General features: G+C 70.7%; 19 protein-coding genes. 11 read left to right on the top strand and 8 right to left on the bottom strand.

Annotation, left to right across the window (positions count from 1 at the left end):
* Positions 1–76: 76 nt before the first annotated feature.
* The 4 genes from LNW72_RS38195 to LNW72_RS38180 all read left to right on the top strand — a co-directional run bounded on the left by LNW72_RS38195 (position 77) and on the right by LNW72_RS38180 (position 5,457).
* Entirely contained in the window at positions 77–1,096 is a 1,020-nt protein-coding gene (locus tag LNW72_RS38195; RefSeq protein WP_250979614.1) for a trans-acting enoyl reductase family protein, read from the top strand.
* A 123-nt stretch (positions 1,097–1,219) separates the two neighbouring features.
* Positions 1,220–1,567: a VOC family protein gene (locus LNW72_RS38190; protein ID WP_250979613.1), complete on the top strand. Its 348-nt coding sequence runs from the start codon at positions 1,220–1,222 to the stop codon at positions 1,565–1,567.
* A 207-nt stretch (positions 1,568–1,774) separates the two neighbouring features.
* Positions 1,775–3,676, top strand: coding sequence for a LamG-like jellyroll fold domain-containing protein (locus LNW72_RS38185; protein ID WP_250979612.1), 1,902 nt, complete (start codon positions 1,775–1,777; stop codon positions 3,674–3,676).
* A 110-nt stretch (positions 3,677–3,786) separates the two neighbouring features.
* Complete coding sequence (locus tag LNW72_RS38180; RefSeq protein WP_250979611.1) at positions 3,787–5,457, top strand: PHP domain-containing protein; 1,671 nt, start codon at positions 3,787–3,789, stop codon at positions 5,455–5,457.
* A 48-nt stretch (positions 5,458–5,505) separates the two neighbouring features.
* Here LNW72_RS38180 and LNW72_RS38175 read toward each other — a convergent pair whose 3' ends face one another.
* Positions 5,506–5,907, bottom strand: coding sequence for a helix-turn-helix domain-containing protein (locus LNW72_RS38175; protein ID WP_250979610.1), 402 nt, complete (start codon positions 5,905–5,907; stop codon positions 5,506–5,508).
* A 103-nt stretch (positions 5,908–6,010) separates the two neighbouring features.
* On the opposite strand from LNW72_RS38175, the gene LNW72_RS38170 reads away from it, so the two are divergent.
* Positions 6,011–6,946 (top strand): NADP-dependent oxidoreductase, encoded by a 936-nt coding sequence (locus LNW72_RS38170; protein WP_250979609.1) that lies wholly within the window; start codon positions 6,011–6,013, stop codon positions 6,944–6,946.
* Between the two features lie 120 nt (positions 6,947–7,066).
* Here the strand turns inward: LNW72_RS38170 and LNW72_RS38165 are convergent, their stop codons facing one another.
* From LNW72_RS38165 to LNW72_RS38155, 3 genes are read right to left on the bottom strand one after another with little or no spacing between them, the layout of a single operon-like run.
* Positions 7,067–7,900 (bottom strand): hypothetical protein, encoded by an 834-nt coding sequence (locus tag LNW72_RS38165; RefSeq protein WP_250979608.1) that lies wholly within the window; start codon positions 7,898–7,900, stop codon positions 7,067–7,069.
* Complete coding sequence (locus LNW72_RS38160; protein WP_250979607.1) at positions 7,897–8,805, bottom strand: XRE family transcriptional regulator; 909 nt, start codon at positions 8,803–8,805, stop codon at positions 7,897–7,899. Before LNW72_RS38160 ends, LNW72_RS38165 begins: the two co-directional genes overlap by 4 nt.
* On the bottom strand, positions 8,802–9,023 hold the full coding sequence (locus LNW72_RS38155; protein WP_250979606.1) for a hypothetical protein: 222 nt from the start codon (positions 9,021–9,023) through the stop codon (positions 8,802–8,804). Before LNW72_RS38155 ends, LNW72_RS38160 begins: the two co-directional genes overlap by 4 nt.
* 603 nt (positions 9,024–9,626) lie before the next feature.
* On the opposite strand from LNW72_RS38155, the gene LNW72_RS38150 reads away from it, so the two are divergent.
* On the top strand, positions 9,627–10,382 hold the full coding sequence (locus tag LNW72_RS38150; protein ID WP_250979605.1) for an alpha/beta fold hydrolase: 756 nt from the start codon (positions 9,627–9,629) through the stop codon (positions 10,380–10,382).
* Between the two features lie 27 nt (positions 10,383–10,409).
* Here the strand turns inward: LNW72_RS38150 and LNW72_RS38145 are convergent, their stop codons facing one another.
* Positions 10,410–10,829 carry a PPOX class F420-dependent oxidoreductase gene (locus LNW72_RS38145; protein WP_250979604.1) on the bottom strand — a complete coding sequence of 140 codons (420 nt, stop codon included), beginning with the start codon at positions 10,827–10,829 and terminating at the stop codon, positions 10,410–10,412.
* A gap of 243 nt (positions 10,830–11,072) precedes the next feature.
* Between LNW72_RS38145 and LNW72_RS38140 the strand changes: the two genes are divergently transcribed.
* The 4 genes from LNW72_RS38140 (at position 11,073) to LNW72_RS38125 (ending at position 14,009) form a co-directional block, all read left to right on the top strand.
* Positions 11,073–11,906: an aldo/keto reductase gene (locus tag LNW72_RS38140; protein ID WP_250979603.1), complete on the top strand. Its 834-nt coding sequence runs from the start codon at positions 11,073–11,075 to the stop codon at positions 11,904–11,906.
* A gap of 196 nt (positions 11,907–12,102) precedes the next feature.
* A complete protein-coding gene (locus LNW72_RS38135) occupies positions 12,103–12,606 on the top strand; it encodes a macro domain-containing protein (RefSeq protein WP_250979602.1) in 504 nt (167 codons plus the stop codon).
* A 197-nt stretch (positions 12,607–12,803) separates the two neighbouring features.
* Complete coding sequence (locus tag LNW72_RS38130) at positions 12,804–13,049, top strand: hypothetical protein (RefSeq protein WP_250979601.1); 246 nt, start codon at positions 12,804–12,806, stop codon at positions 13,047–13,049.
* A gap of 78 nt (positions 13,050–13,127) precedes the next feature.
* Complete coding sequence (locus LNW72_RS38125) at positions 13,128–14,009, top strand: NmrA/HSCARG family protein (RefSeq protein ID WP_250979600.1); 882 nt, start codon at positions 13,128–13,130, stop codon at positions 14,007–14,009.
* 36 nt (positions 14,010–14,045) lie between these two features.
* Here the strand turns inward: LNW72_RS38125 and LNW72_RS38120 are convergent, their stop codons facing one another.
* Positions 14,046–15,653, bottom strand: coding sequence for a HEAT repeat domain-containing protein (locus tag LNW72_RS38120; protein ID WP_250979599.1), 1,608 nt, complete (start codon positions 15,651–15,653; stop codon positions 14,046–14,048).
* A gap of 464 nt (positions 15,654–16,117) precedes the next feature.
* Between LNW72_RS38120 and LNW72_RS38115 the strand changes: the two genes are divergently transcribed.
* Positions 16,118–17,605, top strand: a complete 1,488-nt coding sequence (locus LNW72_RS38115) for an NAD(P)/FAD-dependent oxidoreductase (protein ID WP_250979598.1) — start codon at positions 16,118–16,120, stop codon at positions 17,603–17,605.
* Here LNW72_RS38115 and LNW72_RS38110 read toward each other — a convergent pair.
* Together LNW72_RS38110 and LNW72_RS38105 are read right to left on the bottom strand one after the other, a co-directional pair.
* On the bottom strand, positions 17,589–18,482 hold the full coding sequence (locus LNW72_RS38110) for a helix-turn-helix domain-containing GNAT family N-acetyltransferase (RefSeq protein WP_250979597.1): 894 nt from the start codon (positions 18,480–18,482) through the stop codon (positions 17,589–17,591). The genes LNW72_RS38115 and LNW72_RS38110 overlap by 17 nt on opposite strands.
* A gap of 38 nt (positions 18,483–18,520) precedes the next feature.
* Positions 18,521–19,063 (bottom strand): GNAT family N-acetyltransferase, encoded by a 543-nt coding sequence (locus tag LNW72_RS38105; protein WP_250979596.1) that lies wholly within the window; start codon positions 19,061–19,063, stop codon positions 18,521–18,523.
* Positions 19,064–19,134: the final 71 nt, after the last annotated feature.

Genomic DNA, 19,134 nt, shown 5'->3' with positions numbered 1-19,134 from the left:
GTCCGGCGGGACCAGGATGGTGTCCAGCGGTCGGCGAGCGAACCGCTCCATCCACACCATGACCAGGAGTTCCGCCATGACATCGAATCCGACGGTCACCGTCTTCGGGGCCTACGGGCACACCGGGCGCTTCGTCGTCGCCGAACTGCTCCGCCGTGGATGGACCCCCATCCTCTCCGGCCGGGACGCCGCGAAGCTGGCGGTCCTCGCGGCCGACAACCAAGACCTCGAGACCCGCCCGGCGTCGATCGACGACGCGGCGTCACTGGACCGCGCTCTCGTCGGCGCGGCGGCCGTCATCAACGCCGCCGGGCCCTTCGCCGCCACGGCGACGCCGGTGATCGACGCCGCCCTGCGGGCCGGGATCCCCTACCTGGACGTGGCCGCCGAGGTGGAAGTCGCCCTGTCCACCGTCGACCAGTACGCGAAGGGCGCACGGGAGGCGGGCATCGCGATCGTTCCCGCGGCTGCCTTCTACGGCGGTCTCGTCGACCTCCTCGCCACCGCGGCGATGGGAGACTGGGCCGCCGCGGACGAGGTCTCCATCGCCTATGCCCTGGACAGTTGGCGGCCCACGCACGGCACCGTGGCCACGGGCTACGTCTCCGACGCCCGCCGCGACAGCAAGCGTCTGGTCTTCAGCAAGGGCCGGCTGGAACTGCGCTCCGACGACCCCGCGACCACCGAATGGACGTTCCCCGAACCGTTCGGAACCCAGCGCGTCCAGGCGGACTTCACCACCGCGGACAGCGTCACCCTCCCGCATCACCTGAAGGTCTCCGAGATCAGCAGCCATATGACGGTCGCCCCGCTCGAAGACCTGACCGGTTCCCAGCTGACGGAGCCGACCGGGGTCCGGTCGGACCAGCAGTTCCTCGTCGAGGTCGTCGTCCGGTCAGGAGACGAGCAGCGCCGCGCGGTCGCGCGCGGACAGGACATCTATGCGGTCACCGCCCCCATCGTGGTGGAAGCGACGCGGCGGCTCCTCGAAAGCCCCGTCCCACTCGCCGGAGTCATCACCGTCGGCGCGATCCCCGACGCGGCGGACTTCCTGCGGTCGCTCAGCTCGGAACACTTCACCGTCGAGCTCCCGTAGGCGGTTGAGGTCTCGTCAGCGGCGGAGAAGCCGGCTGTGACGGAGCGTGGGACCGCAGGTGTGTCGTAGGCATCCTGGAGAATCCTGGAAACACATCTGGATCTGTTCTCACTTGGAGTTGTGATGGCCGTTCGCCGTGTCGTGCCCAACGTCCAGTCGGAAGCGGTGCCGGAGAGCCGGGAGTTCTACGGCCTGCTGGGCTTCGAGGAGGTCATGAACCACGGCTGGATCATGACGCTCGCCTCCCCGTCCAGTCCGGCGGCGCAGGTCAGCTTCATGGCCGACGACAAGACCGCACCGGTCACGCCCGACCTGAGTGTCGAAGTGGACGATGTGGACGCGGCCTACGCGGTCATGCGGGACAGCGGTGCGGAGATCGTGCACCCCTTGCAGGACGAGGAGTGGGGAGTGCGGCGATTCTTCGTCCGGGATCCCAACGGCCGGGTGGTCAACGTGCTGGGCCACCGCTGACGACCCTCCCTGGCCTACGCCGGCCCCGGCCGGAGTAGGTGAGCGGGTGGCCGAAAGGGCCGCACACCCCTGCGCCGGGGTGTGCGGCCCTTTCGGCCACCCGTTCACGCAGTCTTCGCCATGAGGTCGTCGCCCGGGCCCCGACGTGCACGAGTCTTTCGCCTAGCGTGCTCAGCGATCACCCGACGAACGCCCGCGGAGACCTCCATGTGCAGTCCGCTCCACCAGCCCGACGGTCCCCTCCCGACCGGAGCCAGCCGTCGTACGTTCCTCCGTGTCACCGGACTCACGGGCGCCGCCGCGGCCGCGGCGGCCGGGGGGCTCGCCACCGCAGCGTCCGCGGTCGCCCTGCCCCGCCAAGAGGCGGCTGACAACGTTGCCAATCGGAGTCCCGACCCCGACAGTCCCCGCTTCACGCTGGTCGTCATGCCGGACACCCAGTACCTCTTCGACGGCGCCAGCATCAACGCCGCACCCGTCGAGGCATCCCTGCGCTACATCCTCGACCACGGACGCGACGAGAACATCGCCTTCCTGTCGCATCTCGGCGATCTCACCGAGCACGGGCTCAAGGAGGAGTTCGGGCCGCTGAGCAAGGCCTTCGAGCTGCTGGACCGGCGGCGCGTCGGCTACAGCGTCCTGGCGGGCAACCACGACATCAACTCGTCGACCGACGACCAGCGCGGCCCCACCCCCTACCTGGACGCCTTCGGCCCCCGGCGGCTGCGCAAGCTGCCCACCTTCGGCGGAGCGACGCCCGACGGCTACAACACGTACCACCTGTTCCGCGCCGCGGGCCGCGAATGGCTGGTGCTCGCCCTCGACTGGCGGCCGTCCGCCGCCGGACTCGCCTGGGCCCAGGAGGTCATCAGGAAGCACCCGAAGACGCCCGTCATCCTCACCACGCACGAGCTCGTGTACGCCGACCGGGACGGTGACGAGGCCGAGTTCTCCGAGCACGGCAAGCACCTGTGGGACGAGCTGATCGCCGGGAACGACCAGATCTTCCTGACCCTCAACGGTCACTACTGGCCCGCCGCCCGCACCACGCGCAAGAACGCCGCGGGCCACGACGTGCATCTGCACATCACCAACTACCAGAACCGCTACTACGGCGGCAGCGCGATGATCCGCCTCTACCGCTTCGACCTCGCCAGGAACACCATCGATGTGGAGACCGTCTCCCCATGGATCCTCGGCCGCGCGGGCGAGGGGCTCAACGAGCTGGAACGCCGCGAGATCGAGCTCACCGGGCCGCAGGACAGCTTCTCCGTGCCGCTGGACTTCGAGCAGCGCTTCGCCGGCTTCGCACCCGTCACCCCGCGCGGCCCCCGCCCCGCCGCGCAGATGCTGGTGCCCGGCACCGTCGCGTACTGGCGGTTCGACGGCTCGCACCGGGACGGTGCCCCGGCCGACCCGGCCCTGCGTGTCCCCGACCTGTCCGGTCACGGCAACCATCTGACCCGGGTGCCGGTGCCCGGCTCCGCTGCGGACGCCCTGCGCTGGTCCGCCGACCACCACCCCGACCAGCCGGGCCACGGCAGCCTCTACTTCGACGGCGGCAAGCCCCCGCTGCACGGCGCGTACCTGCAGACGGCCAAGGACGCCCCGCTCAACAGCAAGACCTTCCGCACCGGCTACACCGTCGAAGCCTTCCTGAAGCTCCCCGCCGACTGGGACGCCGGCCACCACGCCTGGGCCTCGGTCCTCAGCCGTCGCGGCACCCTCGGCGCCGCCGGAAAGACCGCAGGCGACCCGGAAGAGCCCGTCGCCACCCTGTCCCTGTCCGACGGGCCGGGCCTCCAGTGGGCGGCCGCGCCGCTCGACCAGACCGGTTTGGTCACCAACTGGAGCCACGAGCTGGCGCGGGGCACCTGGTGGCATGTCGCTGTCGTCAACGACGGCAGGCACACCACCTTGTACGTCGACGGCTGCCGGGTCGCCCGCAACCCCGCGACGCGCACCAACGGGCTCGCGACGCTCGGGCTGCCGTGGCTGCTCGGCGCCTACGAGTACGGGGGCGTCCTCGACCAGCTGATGCACGGCTGGGTCGGGGACATCAGGATCACCGAACGCGCGCTGCCCGTCCGCGACTTCATGAGCTCCTGACCGAACCCCACCGCCGCAACCCTCCCCACCGCCACATTCCCTCACCACCGTCAGAACCCCGTCAGAACGCTCACCACCGCTGATGACACCACCCCTCAAGGAGACACCTCATGGCGCGACCGCATCAGCCCCTCCCGACCTGGGCGGACCCCGACGTACCGGTCGGCTCGCTCGACCCGCAGGGACTCTCGCGCCGCGGACTGCTCCGCAGCGCCGGCCTCTTCGGCGCGGCTTTCGCCGGAGCGGGCCTGCTCGCTCCGACCCCGGCCGCGGCGCACACCGACGGCGGCGGGGACCCGGACCTCGCCTATCTCGTCGGCGACCACCATGTGCACTCGGTCTACAGCCACGACGCGAAGTACACCTTCTCCCAGCTGGCGCAGGCCGCATCCCGGTACGGCCTCGACTGGATGGTCCTCACCGAGCACAGCAACTTCGGCCACGCCAGGGCAGGCGGCGCCCAGGCCGAGCACCGCGAGATCCTCAAGGCCCGCCGCGACAACCGCCGCACGCTGATCTTCCAGGGTCTCGAGTGGTACATCCCCGGCGCCGAGCACTGCACCGTCTTCTCCCCGCCCGGACGCCACGAGGTCGAACTGCTGACGCGCTTCGAGGAGGCGTACGACGGCAAACTCCTCGGCTACACCGCGGGCGCGCCGGGCCACCCCGACACCCCGCGCAACGAGGCGCACGCCGTCAAGGCCATCAAGTGGCTCGACCAGCAGCGCCGCAGTGGCTACGTCGACGACGTCCTCGTCCTCGCCAACCACCCGCTGCGGCTGGGCATCGACTCCCCGCACGAGATCCGCGCCTGGCGCGACGCGGCCCCCGGCATCATGATCGGCATGGAGGGCGCGCCCGGCGCCCAGTCCGCCGCCATGCCGGGGCGCGGCTCGACCAGCCACCGCGGCGAGTACGACAACTCCCCGTCCGAGAACTCCTGGCCCGGCTATCCGCGCGAGGCCTATCAGACCTACGGCGGCTTCGACTGGGCGACCGCGACGGTCGGCGGTCTGTGGGACGCCATGCTCGCCGAGGGCAAGCTCTTCTCGGTCACCTCCAACTCCGACGTGCACCGGGTCACGTTCGACACGTGGAAGAACGGCGACTGGCTGCCCGGCCAGAACTTCGACAACACCGGACGGCTCCCCGACCCGGTCAACACCACCGAGCCGCAGCCCGGCAGCGACTTCTGGCCCGGCCAGTTCAGCCGTACGCACGTCGGCGTGACCCACTACGGTTACCGGCACGTGATGGCCGGGATGCGGGCGGGCCGGGTCTGGGTCGACCACGGCCAGCTCGTCGACGGCATCGACGTCCGGGTGAACAGGGAGCACGGCCCCGGCCGTGGTGTCACTCTCGGCGGCCGGCTGCGGGTGCGCCGCGGCGAGCGGATCGTCCTCAATGTCACCGTCACCACCGCCTCGCGCCCCAACCACCACGGCGAATTGCCGTGCCTCGCCCACCTCGATGTGATCCGCGGCGCCGTCCGCGGCCCGGTCGCCGACCGCGACGCCTGGCGCGCACCCGACACCCGGGTCGTACACACCGCCGACGTCTCGGGCCGCAGGGGCCGCTACACCCTGCGCATCCCCCTGGGCCGCGCCGAGGAGTCGTCCTACCTGCGGCTGCGCGGCAGCGACGGCAAGCGCAACGGCCCCGGGCTGCTGGGCACGGCGATCGACCCGCACGGCCCGATCACCCACGAGCCGGGCAACGGCGACCCGTGGCTGGACACCTGGCTCTACACCAACCCGGTCTTCGTGGACGTCGTGCGCTGACCGTTCACGGGACGTGATCCTGGCCGTCGAAGGGAGCCGCAGCCGCCGCTAGAGGGGCGGCTGCGGCTCCGCCGACTTCGCGTCGTGGATACCGCGCGCGGCCTCGATCTCCCGGAAGTGCTGCTGCGACCAGTCTCCGATGGCCAGGGCCAACCGTGCCGCCTCGCCGCCGAGTTCAGTGAGTGAGTACTCGACGCGGGGCGGCACGGTGGGGTAGACGTCACGGCGCACGAGTCCGTCGCGCTCCAGTGAACGGAGGGTCTGCGCGAGCATCTTCTGTGTGACGGTGCCGAGTTGCCGCCGCATCTCGTTGAACCGCATCGGCGCGTTGTGCCGGCGCAGCAGGATGAGCGTGAAGAAGACCCACTTGTTGGCGAGGAGCTCGATGACGGTGCGGGCCGGGCAGTCGGGCTGGTAGATGGGGAGCTCGACCGACGAGGTGGTATCCATGAGGTACCTAGGTACCAAGAAAGTGCCTTCTTCACAAGAGATACCACTCGTACGCAGGATGTTCCTTGGAACCGATCACCCACGTGTCCTCAAGGAGCAAGCCATGCGCGCCATCCGTTACGAGTCGTTCGGCGGCCCGGAAGTACTGCGGCTCGTCGAACTGGAGCGCCCGGCACCCGGCCACGGCGAGGTCCTGGTCCGGGTGCGCGCCGCCGGCGTGAACCCGGTCGACTGGAAGGTCCGCCAGGGCATCCTCGACAAGTGGGGACAGCCGCCGATCACCCCCGGTTTCGACGTGTCGGGCGAGATCGCGGAGGCCGGTCCCGGCGTGACCGGCTTCCGGCTCGGCGACGAGGTCTTCGCCGCCCTCTCCAGCCCGAACGGTGCCTACGCCGAGTACACGGTCGTACCCGCCCCCGCGCTCGCCCTCAAGCCCGCCGCCCTCGACCACATCACCGCCGCCGCACTGCCCATCGCCGGGCTGACGGCTTGGCAAGCGGTGGTCCACGCTGCCCACCTCAGGCCCGGTCAGCGCATCTTGGTGCACGCCGCAGCCGGCGGCGTGGGCCATCTCGCCGTGCAGATCGCCAAGGCGCACGGCGCGTACGTCATCGGCACCGCGAGTGCCTCAGGTCACGCGCTGCTGCGCTCGCTCGGCGCGGACGAGGTGATCGACTACCGCGAGGCCGACTTCGCCGACGCCGTCCGCGATGTCGACGTCGTCCTCGACTCCATGAACGACGACTACGGCCCCCGATCGCTGGAGACCCTGCGCCCGGGTGGCCTCCTGCTGGCCGTCAGCGGCACCGGAGCCGACGAGCGGGTCACCCCGGAGGCCGCCGCTGCCCGCGGTCTGCGCTACGAGCTCTTCGGCATGACACCGTCGGGCGCCGACCTGGCCAAGCTCGGCGAACTCGCGGCCGCGGGCACCGTACGCGTCCGGATCGCCGCGACCCTGCCCCTCGATGAGGCCGCCCGGGCCCAGGAGCTGAGCGCGTCCGGCCGGGTCCGCGGGAAGATCGTCCTCACCATCGCGTAGCGCCGGCACCGTTCCCCCGCCCTGGCTTCATCATGCGCCCCTCTGCACGGTAGTCCGGGGCAGCAGGCATCGGGAGGTCTGCGGAATGGTGCAACAGCCCTTGCCTCAGGGGCCGTTGTATCACCGGTGGCCGCCGCGGGCGGGGTCGTCAGGTGCGGCGTCGGCGCGCGTGTGGTCGGGTCGGCGCCGTAGTGAGGGAGAGCGTGCTTTCTGGCGCTGGCAGACGGCGCCGCCGACGCTGGGTGCCGCGGCCAGGATGATCGCGATGTGATCGGCGAAGTGCGGTCCCGGCAGCGGGATCTCGAAGTCGGGGTTGTCGGCGTAACCGGCCGCGACGGCGTTGGGGACGTACTCCATCACCGCGGTCACGACTTCGGTTCTGGACCGGTCGGCCGGGCTCAGCAGCCGGCCCAGGACGCGCAGGACGGTCGGGGTGCTGGAGTCGAGGTCGAGGTTGTCGCCCGGGTCCGTGTTTCCCGGGAGGTTGACCTTCTCCGGCGCGGGCTGGGTGTCGATACCGGTCTGTTCACCCCACCATGCGGCGGCGTGGGTCTCCCCCAGGGCGAGGTGGTGCAGGTACAGGCAGTAGGAGGCCACGTCGTCGCCGGCCCCGGCGGCGTACTGCCACCAGAAGCGGGCGCCGTCCTCGGAGTCGGCCAGATGCAGGATGCAGCCCAGGACCCGGGCACCGCGCGGCTCCGGCAGCTGCTCGGTGACGAAATCGCTCAGCGACGTCGCGGCGGTCTGGGTCACGACGGTCTCGCAGAGCGTCTGCAGATCGTAGGCCGCGTCCCGCCCGGGAGGGTTCTCGTTGAACGGGCTCGACGACGGCCAGGACAGCACGTCGTGCGAACCGGCCGAGGTGTAGACGTCCTCGTACGTCACGACGTCGTGCGGAATACCGGGTTCCGTCATCAGGAGGGCGCGGGCGAGGAGTTGATCGATCGACGTCATAGGGAAGCGCCTCCCGGGCGGTCGTGGAGGTTGAGGGTCTCGGTCAGCGTGCGTTTGGCGTGGCGGTCGTCGGAGCGCGCCGAGGCCAGCGGAACGCCCAGCACCTCGGCCGCGGCGGTGGTGTCCATGCCGCACAGGTAGCGCAGGATCGTTACGTCCATCTGGTTGTCGGGCAGGCGGCTGACGGCGTCGAAGAGCATCAGCGACTCGCCGACCTGGGCGAACCGGGCCGCGGGGTCCACGGCCCGGTCCTGTGCGACGGTGGCGAAGGCGGCGGCGGCCAGCAGCGGGTGTTTGTCGATGTGCGGGGTGCGCGCCATGACCCGGGCCCGCAGGAGCCTCCAGCCGAACCGCTGGACGTTCGCGCTCCCCAGTGCCTCGTCCCAGCACAGCCACAGGATGTCGAAGGTCTCCAGGACCACGCAGGCGGCCCGCTCGTCGGTGAGCAGGAGCGCCTTGGCGTAGGAGGTGTAGGGGGCCTGGTGGGTGTCGGTGAAGCCCTGGTGGTCCAGCGGCCGGACGTCGGGCCGTTTCGACGGCGGAACCTCCGCTATGCAGCCGTCTATCCAGTCCTTCTTCTTCTGCGCCTCGCGCGCCGCCGCGACCCACAGGCGCCGCATCGGACGGGCCGGTATGCCCAGCACCCGGATCACGCTGTACGTGATCTCCCACCGCGGGTACAGGCCGGCGCCGCGCAGCAGTTCCGAGATCCGCGTCTTGGAGTACCCCGAGCGCTCCACCAGGTCGTCGAGCGTCAGGCCGCTGGTGAAGAGCCGGGTACGCACCGGCTCGAGCCAGGCGCGGTGGGAGGTGCCGGCCTGGTCGGTGATCGGTTCCGGCTTCCGGCCCCGCCGGATGGGAGGCTCGCCCTCGGTCTGCTCGGGCGGAATCGCATGGGGGCTCACCGGGCGGCACCTTCGTCCGGGCCCGCGACGGCCCCGGCCCCCGCGGCGGTGGATTCGGGCCTCCCGCAGGCGGACGCATGGACGACCTGCTGCACCAGCAACCCGAGCGAGGGCACTAACGCGGCCACCGCGGTCAGCTGCCCGAGTGCGGCCATGACCGCACTCCACGAGAAGACCGACACCAACACGATGACGGTCAACACCTGCTTACTGGACATCGGGACCTTTCCCATTCCGACGACGAGGGGCATCCGGAAGGCCTCTTCGCGGCGGTGCTGACGCGCCGTCGAGGAGCCGGGACGCCAGCATGGTGGGAAGACCACCCGCTACGCCATGTGATCATGGGATCAGGGAACAATGACGGGTTCCCCTGGTATTTGCGCACCGGCCGCCTTCAAGGCGGTGGGAAATAGTGCCGGGTTGAGCACTCTTATGGGCGAACTTCCCTTATCCGCCTGCGCGGACGGCGCCGACGACCGCCAATGGGAGACCGGACGCCTTGGCGTCGGACCTTCCTCCGGAAGGCCGTGCTGTCCCCGTGCTGAGCGACAAGGGGGGCGCACACACCGCTCCCGCCCGTTCCCTCGCCGGCGGGAGCGGTTCCGGGATCGAGCCCACGACGACCCGACGGTTATAGGGCCGCGGTCGCGGCTCCCCGGATGATCCGAACGGGTGAGTCACTTCGCCGAAGTATCGTAGCCAGGTGTGGGTAGCTGCCGGCGCGTGCCGCCGCCCGCACACACCGGACCCATCCGCAGGCCGGGCAGATCCGAATAGGGAGTGCGGGGGTATCCCTCCCGCGCCCCGATCAGGAGGTTCATGTGGCACAGGCCCCGCCGTCGGCAGCGGTACTCGTCCTGCACGGCGGTCGTGAAACAGGGCTCAAGCCACCCCCGCCCGGCCTGCTCAACCTGCCCGCCGTACGTATGCGCCCGTTCGCCCGGAGCCTCGTACGGGCCACCCGCGATTCGCGCGGCGACGACGGAGGGCGGCTGCTGGTCCGCAGCACGCGGTACACCCACCGTGGCTGGAACGGTGCCCGCGAGGACCCTCTCCACGATGTCCTGCGCGCCCTCGACGCCCTCCAGGACGAGACCGGAGGGATCCCGGTGGTGCTCCTGGGCCACTCCATGGGCGGCCGCGCCGCCCTCCGTGCCGCCGGTCACCCCCTGGTCACCGGCGTGGTCGGCCTCGCCCCGTGGTGCCCGCCGGGCGATCCGGTCACCCAGCTCGCGGGCCGTGACACGGTCCTGATCCACAGCAGCCGTGACCGGACAACCAGCCCGGAGGGCACCCGATCCCTCACCACCCGGGCCCGCCAGGCAGGAGCCCATACCTGCTTCATCACGATCCGGGACAGCGATCACGCGATGCTGCGCCGCGCCCCGTCTTGGCACCGCCTGGCGACCACGGTGGTCACCGGCCTCCTCGGCCTCACGCCCCTGCCGGCCGACGTCACGGAGGCCCTGGCCCTGCCCATGGACGCGGCGGCCACGGACGGCACCCTGGACCTGGACCAGTTGCGCCCCGCGGCGGAACCCGACGCCTCGGGCGCCGCCTCCGCCGCGCGGGCGTGATGTCGGGCGTAGGCCGGCGGCCGGGGATCAGCCGATCTGGTCGCTGTCCTTCAAGGTGCCCCAGCCGTGCCAGCGGTCGATCTCGATCCAAGCGCTGAACCGCCGGCGATCCCGCCGGGGGTAGGGCTTGCCGAGGTACTGCTGGGCCAACCGGTCGATGTCGGCCAGACCCTCGTCCTCGCGCAGTTCGACGACCCGACCGATGATGCTGATGTGGGTGTACCAGTTGCTCTCGTCGAGCACGGTGAGCGTCACCCGCGGGTCGTTGCGCACATGCTCCAGCCGTTTGCGGCCCTCATCCATGTTGACCAGTACCCGGCCGTCGTCCCAGAGGTACCAGGTGGCCGTGGACACGGGCTGACCGTCCGACCGCAGAGTCGTGACGACGGCCGCATTGGCCTTCGTCAACATCGCGACCGCATCGTCGGGAAGCGGCGGTTTCGACATCGAACACCCTCCGTCATGCCGTGCTGAATGCACCGGTCTGTTTCACGCTCGCAGGACTCCGAGTTTTCTCCATCGCGTGCCGCCGCGCCACCGCACAGGACGGGCGCCGCGGTCACCCGCGTCGCACGTGGCCGCACGGTGAGCGCCCGCTCCGGCCGCCTCGGCGCCACCTACGTCGCACAACGGGCTGCGATGATGATCACCCGAAGTCGATGGGTCCCCGTGACCGACAAGGAGCAGACGATGGCACAGGCGCGGACCGTGACGTTTCCCTCCGGCATCCAGGTGCCCGCCCTCGGGCAGGGCACGTGGCACATGGGGGACGATCCCTCCCGGCGTTCCGACGAGATCGCCGCTCTCCGGCGCGGCCTCGACCTCGGGCTGACGGTGATCGACACGGCGGAGATGTACGGAAGCGGCGCCGCCGAGGAATTGGTCGCCGAGGCGATTCGCGGCCGAAGGGACGAGGCCTTCCTCGTCAGCAAGGTGTTGCCGTCCCATGCCGACAGAAAGGGCACCGTCGACGCCTGCCACGCGAGCCTGCGCCGCCTGCGGACGGACAGAATCGATCTCTACCTGCTGCACTGGCGGGGCGGCATCCCGCTCCACGAGACCGTCGAGGCCCTGGAATCGCTGGTCTCGGCAGGCAGCATCGGCGCCTGGGGTGTGAGCAACCTGGACGTCGACGACCTGGCAGACCTGCCCGACGGCGCCCTGCCCCAGACAGATCAGGTGCTCTACAACCTCTCCCGGCGCGGCCCGGAATTCGATCTGTTCCCCTATTGCCGGGAGCGATCCATCCCGGTCATGGCCTACTCACCCGTGGAACAGGGCCGTCTGCTGGGCCACCAGGCGCTGCAGGCGGTCGCCGCCAGCCATGGAATGTCCCCGGTCCAGGTGGCACTGGCCTGGGTGCTGCGCCGTGACGGCGTCCTGGCCATCCCCAAGGCCTCCACCGCCGCCCACGTCGAGGAGAACCACGCGTCCCTCGATCTCCACCTGACGGAAGACGACCTCCACACCCTCGACAGGGCTTTCCCGCCCCCAACGCGGAAGCAGCCCCTCGAAATGCTGTGACCTGTGCGGCCCCCTCCCGCCGGGATGGCCGACCGTCCACCGACTGGGCTGTGGGATCGCAGTACGACACCCGCCGACCGCGCGCCCTCACCTTCAAGAACGGCAATCTCCCCCGCCCGCTGAGAAATCCGCCGGGAAGTCCGGGGCATCTGGATAGGGCCCTGTTTCCGTTTGGCGCCGGTGAGATCATCAGGGCATGACTCTGATCGAGGTCGTGCAGGGTGACATCGCGCTTCAGGACACAGACGCCATCGTCACCGCGGCGAACGAGTCGCTGATGGGCGGCGGCGGCGTTGACGGCGCCATTCATCGGGCCGCCGGCAGACGCCTGGCGGAAGCCGGTGCCGCAATCGGTCCCTGTGAGCCGGGCGACGCCATGGCAACGCCCGCTTTCGACCTCAACCCGCCCGTCAGGCACGTCATCCATACCGTCGGCCCGGTCTGGGAAGGTGGCGACTACGCCGAGGCGCAAGTGCTTGCCTCCTGCTACAGGCGCTGCCTTGAGGTCGCGGACGGACTCGGTGCCAGGACCGTCGCCTTTCCATCGATCGCCACGGGCGCCTATGGGTTCCCGGCGCAGGAGGCGGCACGGATCGCAGTCTCAGCTCTCCTGTCCACGCCGACGAACGTGGAACGGATCAGGCTCGTGGCCTACGACCAGGCATCGCAAGAGCTGCTGAGCTCTGCGCTCGCCTCATAGCACCAACAGCGGTTCCCCGGACCGACAAAGCTGGTGGCGGCGAACGGACCAAGCGCCATAAGGGAAAGGGTCTGGCGCAAATCGGGGTGGGTCGTCATCATGGGGAGTGAGGGAACACCCCGGGGGGCCGACGACGCGGACCGTCGAATCCGGGCCGGCGCCTCAGCGCCAGGGGTCCCGGAGAACGGATCCCTCCCATGGACCTGATCCTCCTCACCGTGGACGGCCTCCTCGGCGTCCTCGCCTCCGCTCTCGCCCTGTCAGGGGAGATCGTTCGCGCACGACAGCGCACAGCGGCGGACCTGCGGCCCAACCGCCCTCAAGGACACGTTCAACTCCCCTCGGCCTGCGCGTGCGACTGCGCCGGGCGGGATCAGTACGGGCAGCAGCGGACGAACACGGCCGCCCGTGACGTGAGTCACATGCACTGGACCTCAACCTGAGTTCAGCTAGCAGGCTGTCGTGCAGAGCAGGGCAGTCGTTCCGGCAGCCCTGGACCCTGTGTTCGCGAGGAGATTTCCATGGCTGACAGCCGCGTCGTACTGGTCACCGGAGGAACGGGACGGCAGGGCGGTGCCACCGCGCGCGCCCTGCTGGCGCGCGGATGGCAGGTCAACGCACTGGTCCGTGACCCGGGCAAAGCCGAGGCGCTTGCGCTCAGGGAGCACGGAGCGGTCCTGGTCCGTGGGGACTTGGACGACCCCGCCTCGCTGGATGCAGCAGTGCGCGACGTGTACGGCGTCTACAGCGTGCAGACCTTCACCGGACCCGACGGCATGACCGGTGAGGTACGTCAGGGAAAGGCGCTCGCAAAGGCGGCCGCCCGAGCGGGCGTCGCACACTTCGTTTACAGCTCCGTCGACGGCTCGGACCGGCCCGGAAAGGTGACGCATTTCGCGAGCAAGGGGGAGGTCGAGCGGTACATCGAGGAACTCGGACTGCCGGCGACGGTGCTGCGGCCGACCTTCTTCATCACCAACTTCGAGGGCCTGGGCCCCCAGTGGGTGGACGGTGAACTCGTCCTCACCCTGCCGCTCGACCCACGGACGAAACTGCAGATGATCACCCCCGACGACATCGGAGCCATCGCCGTCGACGCCTTCGATGCCCCGGCAGACCATCTGGGCCGCAGCATCCCGATCGCCGGGGACGAGCTGACCGGCCCGCAGATGGCCGGGGTCTTCGCCCGCGTAGCCGGCCGTCCCGTGCGCTTCGCCCGCCGGCCGATCGAGGAAGTACGGGTCCACAGCGAGGAGATGGCCGCCATGTTCAGCTGGTTCGACACCGTCGGCTTCCAGGCCGACCTTCCCGCTCTGCGCGCCGGACACCCGAACCTGACCACCCTGGCCGACTGGGCGAACAAGCACTGGACGGCCCCGGCAGAGCAATCGCGTATCTCCTGAGATCGTGGGGTCTCCCCCACCCAACGGCCGTGCTGGCTACGGCCGTCCGGTACGGGTGAGAAGGAAGCGGATGAGCCTGACGTCCTTGTCGTCGACGGAGGCGGTGGCGTCGTGCAGCAGGTCGAGAAGGGTCTGTCGCTGCTCGTTCGTGGGGCGCGTGTGGGCCGAAGCGGCCGATGTGGCGCAGGCTCGGAGGTCTCGCTGTGCTGCCGCTGCCACGCCCGGGTCGGCGTCGTGGAGCAACCGCAGGTCCAGTTCCAGCCGGCCCCAGGTGCCCGCGGCCCGCAGGATCCGGGCCGCCTGCGCCCGGAGCGGGGCCGGGTGCCCAGGGGCGAGCAGGTCGAGGAGACGCTGCCGGGGGATGGTGCCCGACGCCGCCTCCAACAGGGTGGCGGCGGTCCGCAGGACTCGGGGCGACGGGTCGTGCTCCAAGACGGCCAGGAGTTCCGCGGTGGTGACCGCAGGGGGCCGCATCGTGCCGAGCGCGCGGAGAACGGCCGCGCGGACCCCCGGGCGCTGATGGGTCAGATGCGGGCGGACCAGATCGGCGGCCGGCCCGCCGGTGACGTCACCGCACTCCGCCAGGCCGGCGATCGCGCCAGGCGTGATCTCTCGGGCCGGACGGGCAAGGCGGGCACGGCAAACGGGTGCGGGGTCCTGGCGGTGGCTGCGCAGAACCCAGCGCGCGATCTCACGCACCTGCTGGGAGCGGTCCGCGGTGAACGGTTCGGCCAGGTCGGGGCGCTGGGCCCGGCGCAGCACGGTGACCGTGACCGCCCGCACCGCCGACACCCGCGAGGCGAGCAGTTGACGGAGCACGGTCTCGGCCTGCGAGGTGGTCCGAGTCTCGGTCCCCGGTGGGACGAGAGAACGGAGGAGGTGTTCGGCCGCGCACCGGGCCACGACGACATCCGGGTCCGATCCGGCAAGGGCCAGCAGCTGCGCCGGTTCGCACCGGTCGAGGTCGACCGCCGCGCTCAGGGCGCGCCGCCGGACCCGGTGGTCGGGGTCCGCGAGCAGTCCCCTCCACACTTCCGGGGCAGCGTCGGCAAGGCAGCCGGCCACGATCCGAACCGCGTCCTCACCTCGCTGACGCTCCTCGCACGACCACGCCATGACCGCCGCCCGAGCGAGCTCCGCAGGACCGGAGCGCGTCAGCACGTCGGTGAGCGCCGTCCGGGCGGCGACCCGCACCGGCGCGGCCCAGTCCGAGCAGCGCACCACCAGCAGCGGGATCAGGGCGTGCGCCCCGAGCGGAAGAGATTCGCGGGCGAGCGCACGCTGGCGGGTCCGACCGTCGGCGGCGCAGACCGCCAGCGCCCAGTCCCAGACCGGAAGCAGCTCCTGGCGTTCCGGCGCAGTCGAGCCCGCAGGACGTATCCCGCCCCATGACGGCGTCGCCGATGCCGGCACGGTGGCGCCCAGCCCCGACGGATCGACGTGACGGGCGTGCTCGTCGAAGGCGATCCACCAGTGCGGCCCCGTCGCATGGAACCCGGCGCTGTCGGCCAGCTCGTTCAGCACTCCGATCAGTTCGGCGCCCCGGTGCGCCAAGGGGTAGGGATACTGCACCTCCTGAAGCAGGAGCAGCACCGCCGCGGATCGCGTGATGGTTTCGGCGTCGGCGTCGGCTTCGGCGGTCATCGGGGCGTCTCCTCGCAGCGGCACACCGGCGGTCGACGACACGGCGGCGAACCCGACAGTAGCGGCCCGCCGTGTGACCTGACCAGCGCTTTTGTCCGGACTCCAGCGCCTGCTACGCCACCCCTGGGGCGTGCTACTGAGCGCCCGGTGTGGTTCAGGAGGAGAGTTCGACACCGGCGGTGATCGGGGCCGCAGGCCGGCTGACGGTGAAATCCCGTGCCACGGACGGGTGACGTCGTCGGCTTCCGAGAGCAGCCGGGTGCCTGCTTCGGGATCATGGTTGGGCTGATCACGACGAGGTTCGCCGGTGGATATCGGAAGCGATGGAAAGAAGGCCCAGATGCACGAGGTCCGCCTTTGACCACCACGAAGACAACAGACCGGATCCCGTCCGCTCTCCGCCCGACCGGACCAGCGCTGTGATCCCGTCGCAGGCCACGCGGCCTGCCAAAGACGTGCGTGTCGTGGTCGTCGGAGCGGGGTTCTCCGGTATCGGCGCCGCCATCCGGCTGCGCGAGGCCGGGTACCGCGATGTGGTCGTTCTGGAGAAGGCGTCGCAACTCGGCGGCACGTGGCGGGAGAACACCTATCCGGGCTGCGCCTGTGATGTGCCCTCGACGCTCTACAGCTACTCGTTCACCCCGGATACCGCCTGGAGCAGGATCTTCGCCGGACAGCCGGAGATCCACGCCTACTTACGGACGACCGCCGAGCGGTACGGACTCGGCGACGTCCTGCGCTGCGGGGTGCACGTGCGGGGAGCCCGCTGGGAGCCCGCGGCCGGGCGGTGGTTGCTGGAGACGAGCGACGGGGCGTACAGCGCCGCGGTGCTGGTCCTGGCCACCGGACCATGGCACGTCCCGCGCCACCTCGACGTCCCCGGGATCGAGGACTTCCCGGGGCCCGTGCTGCATACCGCCCGGTGGGACCACACCGTCGACTTGACCGGGCGCCGCGTGGCCGTGGTCGGCAGCGGCGCCTCCGCGGTCCAGGTCGTCCCGGCCATCGCGGACCGGGCGGCAGCCGTGCACCTCTTCCAGCGGACCGCGCAGTGGGTACTGCCGAAGCCCGACCTTCCGGTCCCTGCGGTGTTCAACCGGATCCTGGACCGCTTACCCGGTGCCCGCGCCACCCTGCGCGCCGGACAGTACGCACTGCAGGAGGGCTTCGGCCATGCCTTCCGTCACCCGCGGATCGCCCGCCTCATCGAGGTGGGAGCCCGCGCACACCTGCGGCTCGCGGTCGGTGACCGGGGCCTGCGTCAGTCGCTCACGCCGGACTACCGGCTGGGCTGCAAGCGTCTTCTGACTTCCAGCACCTTCTACCGTGCCCTGGCCCAGCCGCATGTCCGCCTGCATTCCACCGCTGTGACGGCCGTACGGGGTGACGAGGTCGTCGGCGCCGACGGCACCGTGACCCAGGCGGACGTCCTCATCACGGCGACGGGCTTCCGTATCGGTGAACTGCCGCTGGCCCAAAGCCTGTACGGGACGGACGGCCGGACGCTGCACGAGACCTGGGACGGCGAACCGCAGGCGCATCTGGGCACCACGGTCACCGGCTTCCCCAATCTCTTCCTGTTGCTGGGACCGAATCTGCTCGGCGGCTCCACCTCCGCGATCACCGTCCTCGAAGCCCAGCTGAGGTACCTCACCGCCGCCCTGACGCACCTCGACCGAAGCGGCCACCGGGTCCTGGATGTGCGGCCGGCCGCACAGGCCGCGCACAACACGGCGGTGCAGGAGGCGTTGCGGACCACGGTGTACAACTCCGGCGGCTGCACCAGCTACTACTTCAGCCCCAGCGGGCGGAACACCTTCGCCTGGCCGTGGTCCACCGGACGACTCACCCGCCGGCTGAGCCGCTTCGACGCCGATTCCTACGTCTGCGACACCCCAGCCGACTCCACCCCCGAAACTTCGCCGGTACCCGCCCCTACGGCGCCGCGGTGATGTGCTTCTGGAACCAATGATCGGCGTAGGGCTCGTCGTTGAAGGCGGTGACCTCTTCAAAGCCGCAGGAGTGGTAGAGGCCGATCGCGGCACCGAGAGCCTTGTTGGTGTCCAGGCGCAGTACGTCGCGGCCGTGCTGGGCGGCCCGTGCTTCCAGCTCGGCCAGGAATCGGCGGCCCAGGCCGAGTCCGCGGGCGTGGGGGGCCACCCACATGCGTTTGATCTCGGCCGGGGCGCCGGGCGGAAGCTTCAGGCCGGCGCAGCCGACAGGGTCGCCGTGCAGCCGGGCGACCAGGAACAGACCGTGCGGTGGCTGGAGTTCGCCCGCGTCGGGCAGCAGGCTGCGTGCCGGGTCGAAGCCCGTCTCGAAGCGTTCCTGCAATTCGGTGAAGTAGGACCGCAGGCAGTGCTGAGCGTCGGGGTGGTCGGGGCCGATGACGGTCAGCGTGACCGTTGCGGCGGTCAGCAGCCGGTCGACCTCGGTCATGGCGGCGACCAGCTTGGCCCGCTGGACGCTGTTGAGCGGTTCCAGCAGGGAACCGGCCAGCTCGTCGCTGCGGGAATCGAGCAGGGCGCGCTCCGCGCGGCCCGCCTCGGTGAGCCGCACGGTGCGCACCCGTCTGTCGTGGGGCTGCGGCTCCACCGTCACCAGGCCGTCCGCCTCCAGCGAGCGCAGCAGCCGGCTGACGTACCCGGAGTCGAGCTCGAGACGCTCCCGCAGCCGCCGGACGTCCTGCCCCTGCTCGCCGATCTCCCAGATCAGCCGGGCCTCGCCGATGGGCCGGTCGCGGCCCAGATAGTGGTCGTGGAGCACGCCCACGCGCTCGGTGACGGTGCGGTTGAACCGCCGCACATGGCCGATCTGCTCCGCATTCATTCTCTGACTTTAGTCAGAGAATTCGCGCCACGCCAGAGCTACCAGACATCGCCGTCGCGCCAGTCGCAGGTGAGTTCCCGCGACAGCTCCAGCGGGACCGTCAGCGGAAGGACATGCAGGCAGCCGTTCTCCGCGGGTGTGGGCACGATGCCGCGGGGTGTCAGGGCCGAGGTCGGCCCCTGCCACCGCTTCCAACCGCGCGCCACGTAGAAAGCCGCCGCCTCGTCGGTGGCGCCCAGCGCGCCCAGATCGTAGGCGCGACGTGCCACTCGCTCCAGGCCCCGCATGACGGTCGCGCCATGCCCGCGCCCCCGGCGGTCGGCGCGCACGCCGACTCCCTCGACGTAGCCGGTGCGCAGCGCCCGACCGCCGTGCAGCAGCCGGCGCTGGACGAGGGAGCCGTGCCCGATGAGCTCGGCTCCCTCCCACACCAGGACGTGCACTCCGCCCAGCGTGTGCTCCCAGTCGTGGTCCGTCAGGCCGTCGGCGAAGACCTCTTCGAGCAGGGCCCGAGCCGCTCTGAGATCAGCGACGTCCAGGTCCGCGGTATGGGCGGTTCGCACTTCGGTCACGCACTCCATAGTGCAGGAGTCCGTGCAGGAGTCCGTACTGGAGGTGGTGGCTCCGAGGCCGGCGGCACCGCGTCAACGGG

Origin of the sequence: Streptomyces sp. RKAG293, from assembly GCF_023701745.1 — a bacterium.
Taxonomy (GTDB): Bacteria; Actinomycetota; Actinomycetes; order Streptomycetales; family Streptomycetaceae; genus Actinacidiphila.
The sequence above is the reverse complement of the archived record's forward strand: the minus strand, read 5'-3'. Positions and strand labels throughout refer to the sequence as shown.

Excerpts from the sequence above, each read along its gene's own strand:
- LNW72_RS38155 (WP_250979606.1), bottom strand. The coding sequence starts at position 9,023 with ATGTCCAGTAAGCAGGTGTTGACCGTCATCGTGTTGGTGTCGGTCTTC.
- LNW72_RS38105 (WP_250979596.1), bottom strand. The coding sequence starts at position 19,063 with ATGGAGTGCGTGACCGAAGTGCGAACCGCCCATACCGCGGACCTGGAC.
- LNW72_RS38195 (WP_250979614.1), top strand. The coding sequence starts at position 77 with ATGACATCGAATCCGACGGTCACCGTCTTCGGGGCCTACGGGCACACC.
- LNW72_RS38140 (WP_250979603.1), top strand. The coding sequence starts at position 11,073 with ATGGCACAGGCGCGGACCGTGACGTTTCCCTCCGGCATCCAGGTGCCC.
- LNW72_RS38175 (WP_250979610.1), bottom strand. The coding sequence starts at position 5,907 with ATGGATACCACCTCGTCGGTCGAGCTCCCCATCTACCAGCCCGACTGC.
- LNW72_RS38180 (WP_250979611.1), top strand. The coding sequence starts at position 3,787 with ATGGCGCGACCGCATCAGCCCCTCCCGACCTGGGCGGACCCCGACGTA.
- LNW72_RS38120 (WP_250979599.1), bottom strand. The coding sequence starts at position 15,653 with ATGACCGCCGAAGCCGACGCCGACGCCGAAACCATCACGCGATCCGCG.
- LNW72_RS38170 (WP_250979609.1), top strand. The coding sequence starts at position 6,011 with ATGCGCGCCATCCGTTACGAGTCGTTCGGCGGCCCGGAAGTACTGCGG.
- LNW72_RS38125 (WP_250979600.1), top strand. The coding sequence starts at position 13,128 with ATGGCTGACAGCCGCGTCGTACTGGTCACCGGAGGAACGGGACGGCAG.
- LNW72_RS38130 (WP_250979601.1), top strand. The coding sequence starts at position 12,804 with ATGGACCTGATCCTCCTCACCGTGGACGGCCTCCTCGGCGTCCTCGCC.
- LNW72_RS38165 (WP_250979608.1), bottom strand. The coding sequence starts at position 7,900 with ATGACGTCGATCGATCAACTCCTCGCCCGCGCCCTCCTGATGACGGAA.
- LNW72_RS38185 (WP_250979612.1), top strand. The coding sequence starts at position 1,775 with ATGTGCAGTCCGCTCCACCAGCCCGACGGTCCCCTCCCGACCGGAGCC.
- LNW72_RS38110 (WP_250979597.1), bottom strand. The coding sequence starts at position 18,482 with ATGAATGCGGAGCAGATCGGCCATGTGCGGCGGTTCAACCGCACCGTC.
- LNW72_RS38135 (WP_250979602.1), top strand. The coding sequence starts at position 12,103 with ATGACTCTGATCGAGGTCGTGCAGGGTGACATCGCGCTTCAGGACACA.
- LNW72_RS38145 (WP_250979604.1), bottom strand. The coding sequence starts at position 10,829 with ATGTCGAAACCGCCGCTTCCCGACGATGCGGTCGCGATGTTGACGAAG.
- LNW72_RS38190 (WP_250979613.1), top strand. The coding sequence starts at position 1,220 with ATGGCCGTTCGCCGTGTCGTGCCCAACGTCCAGTCGGAAGCGGTGCCG.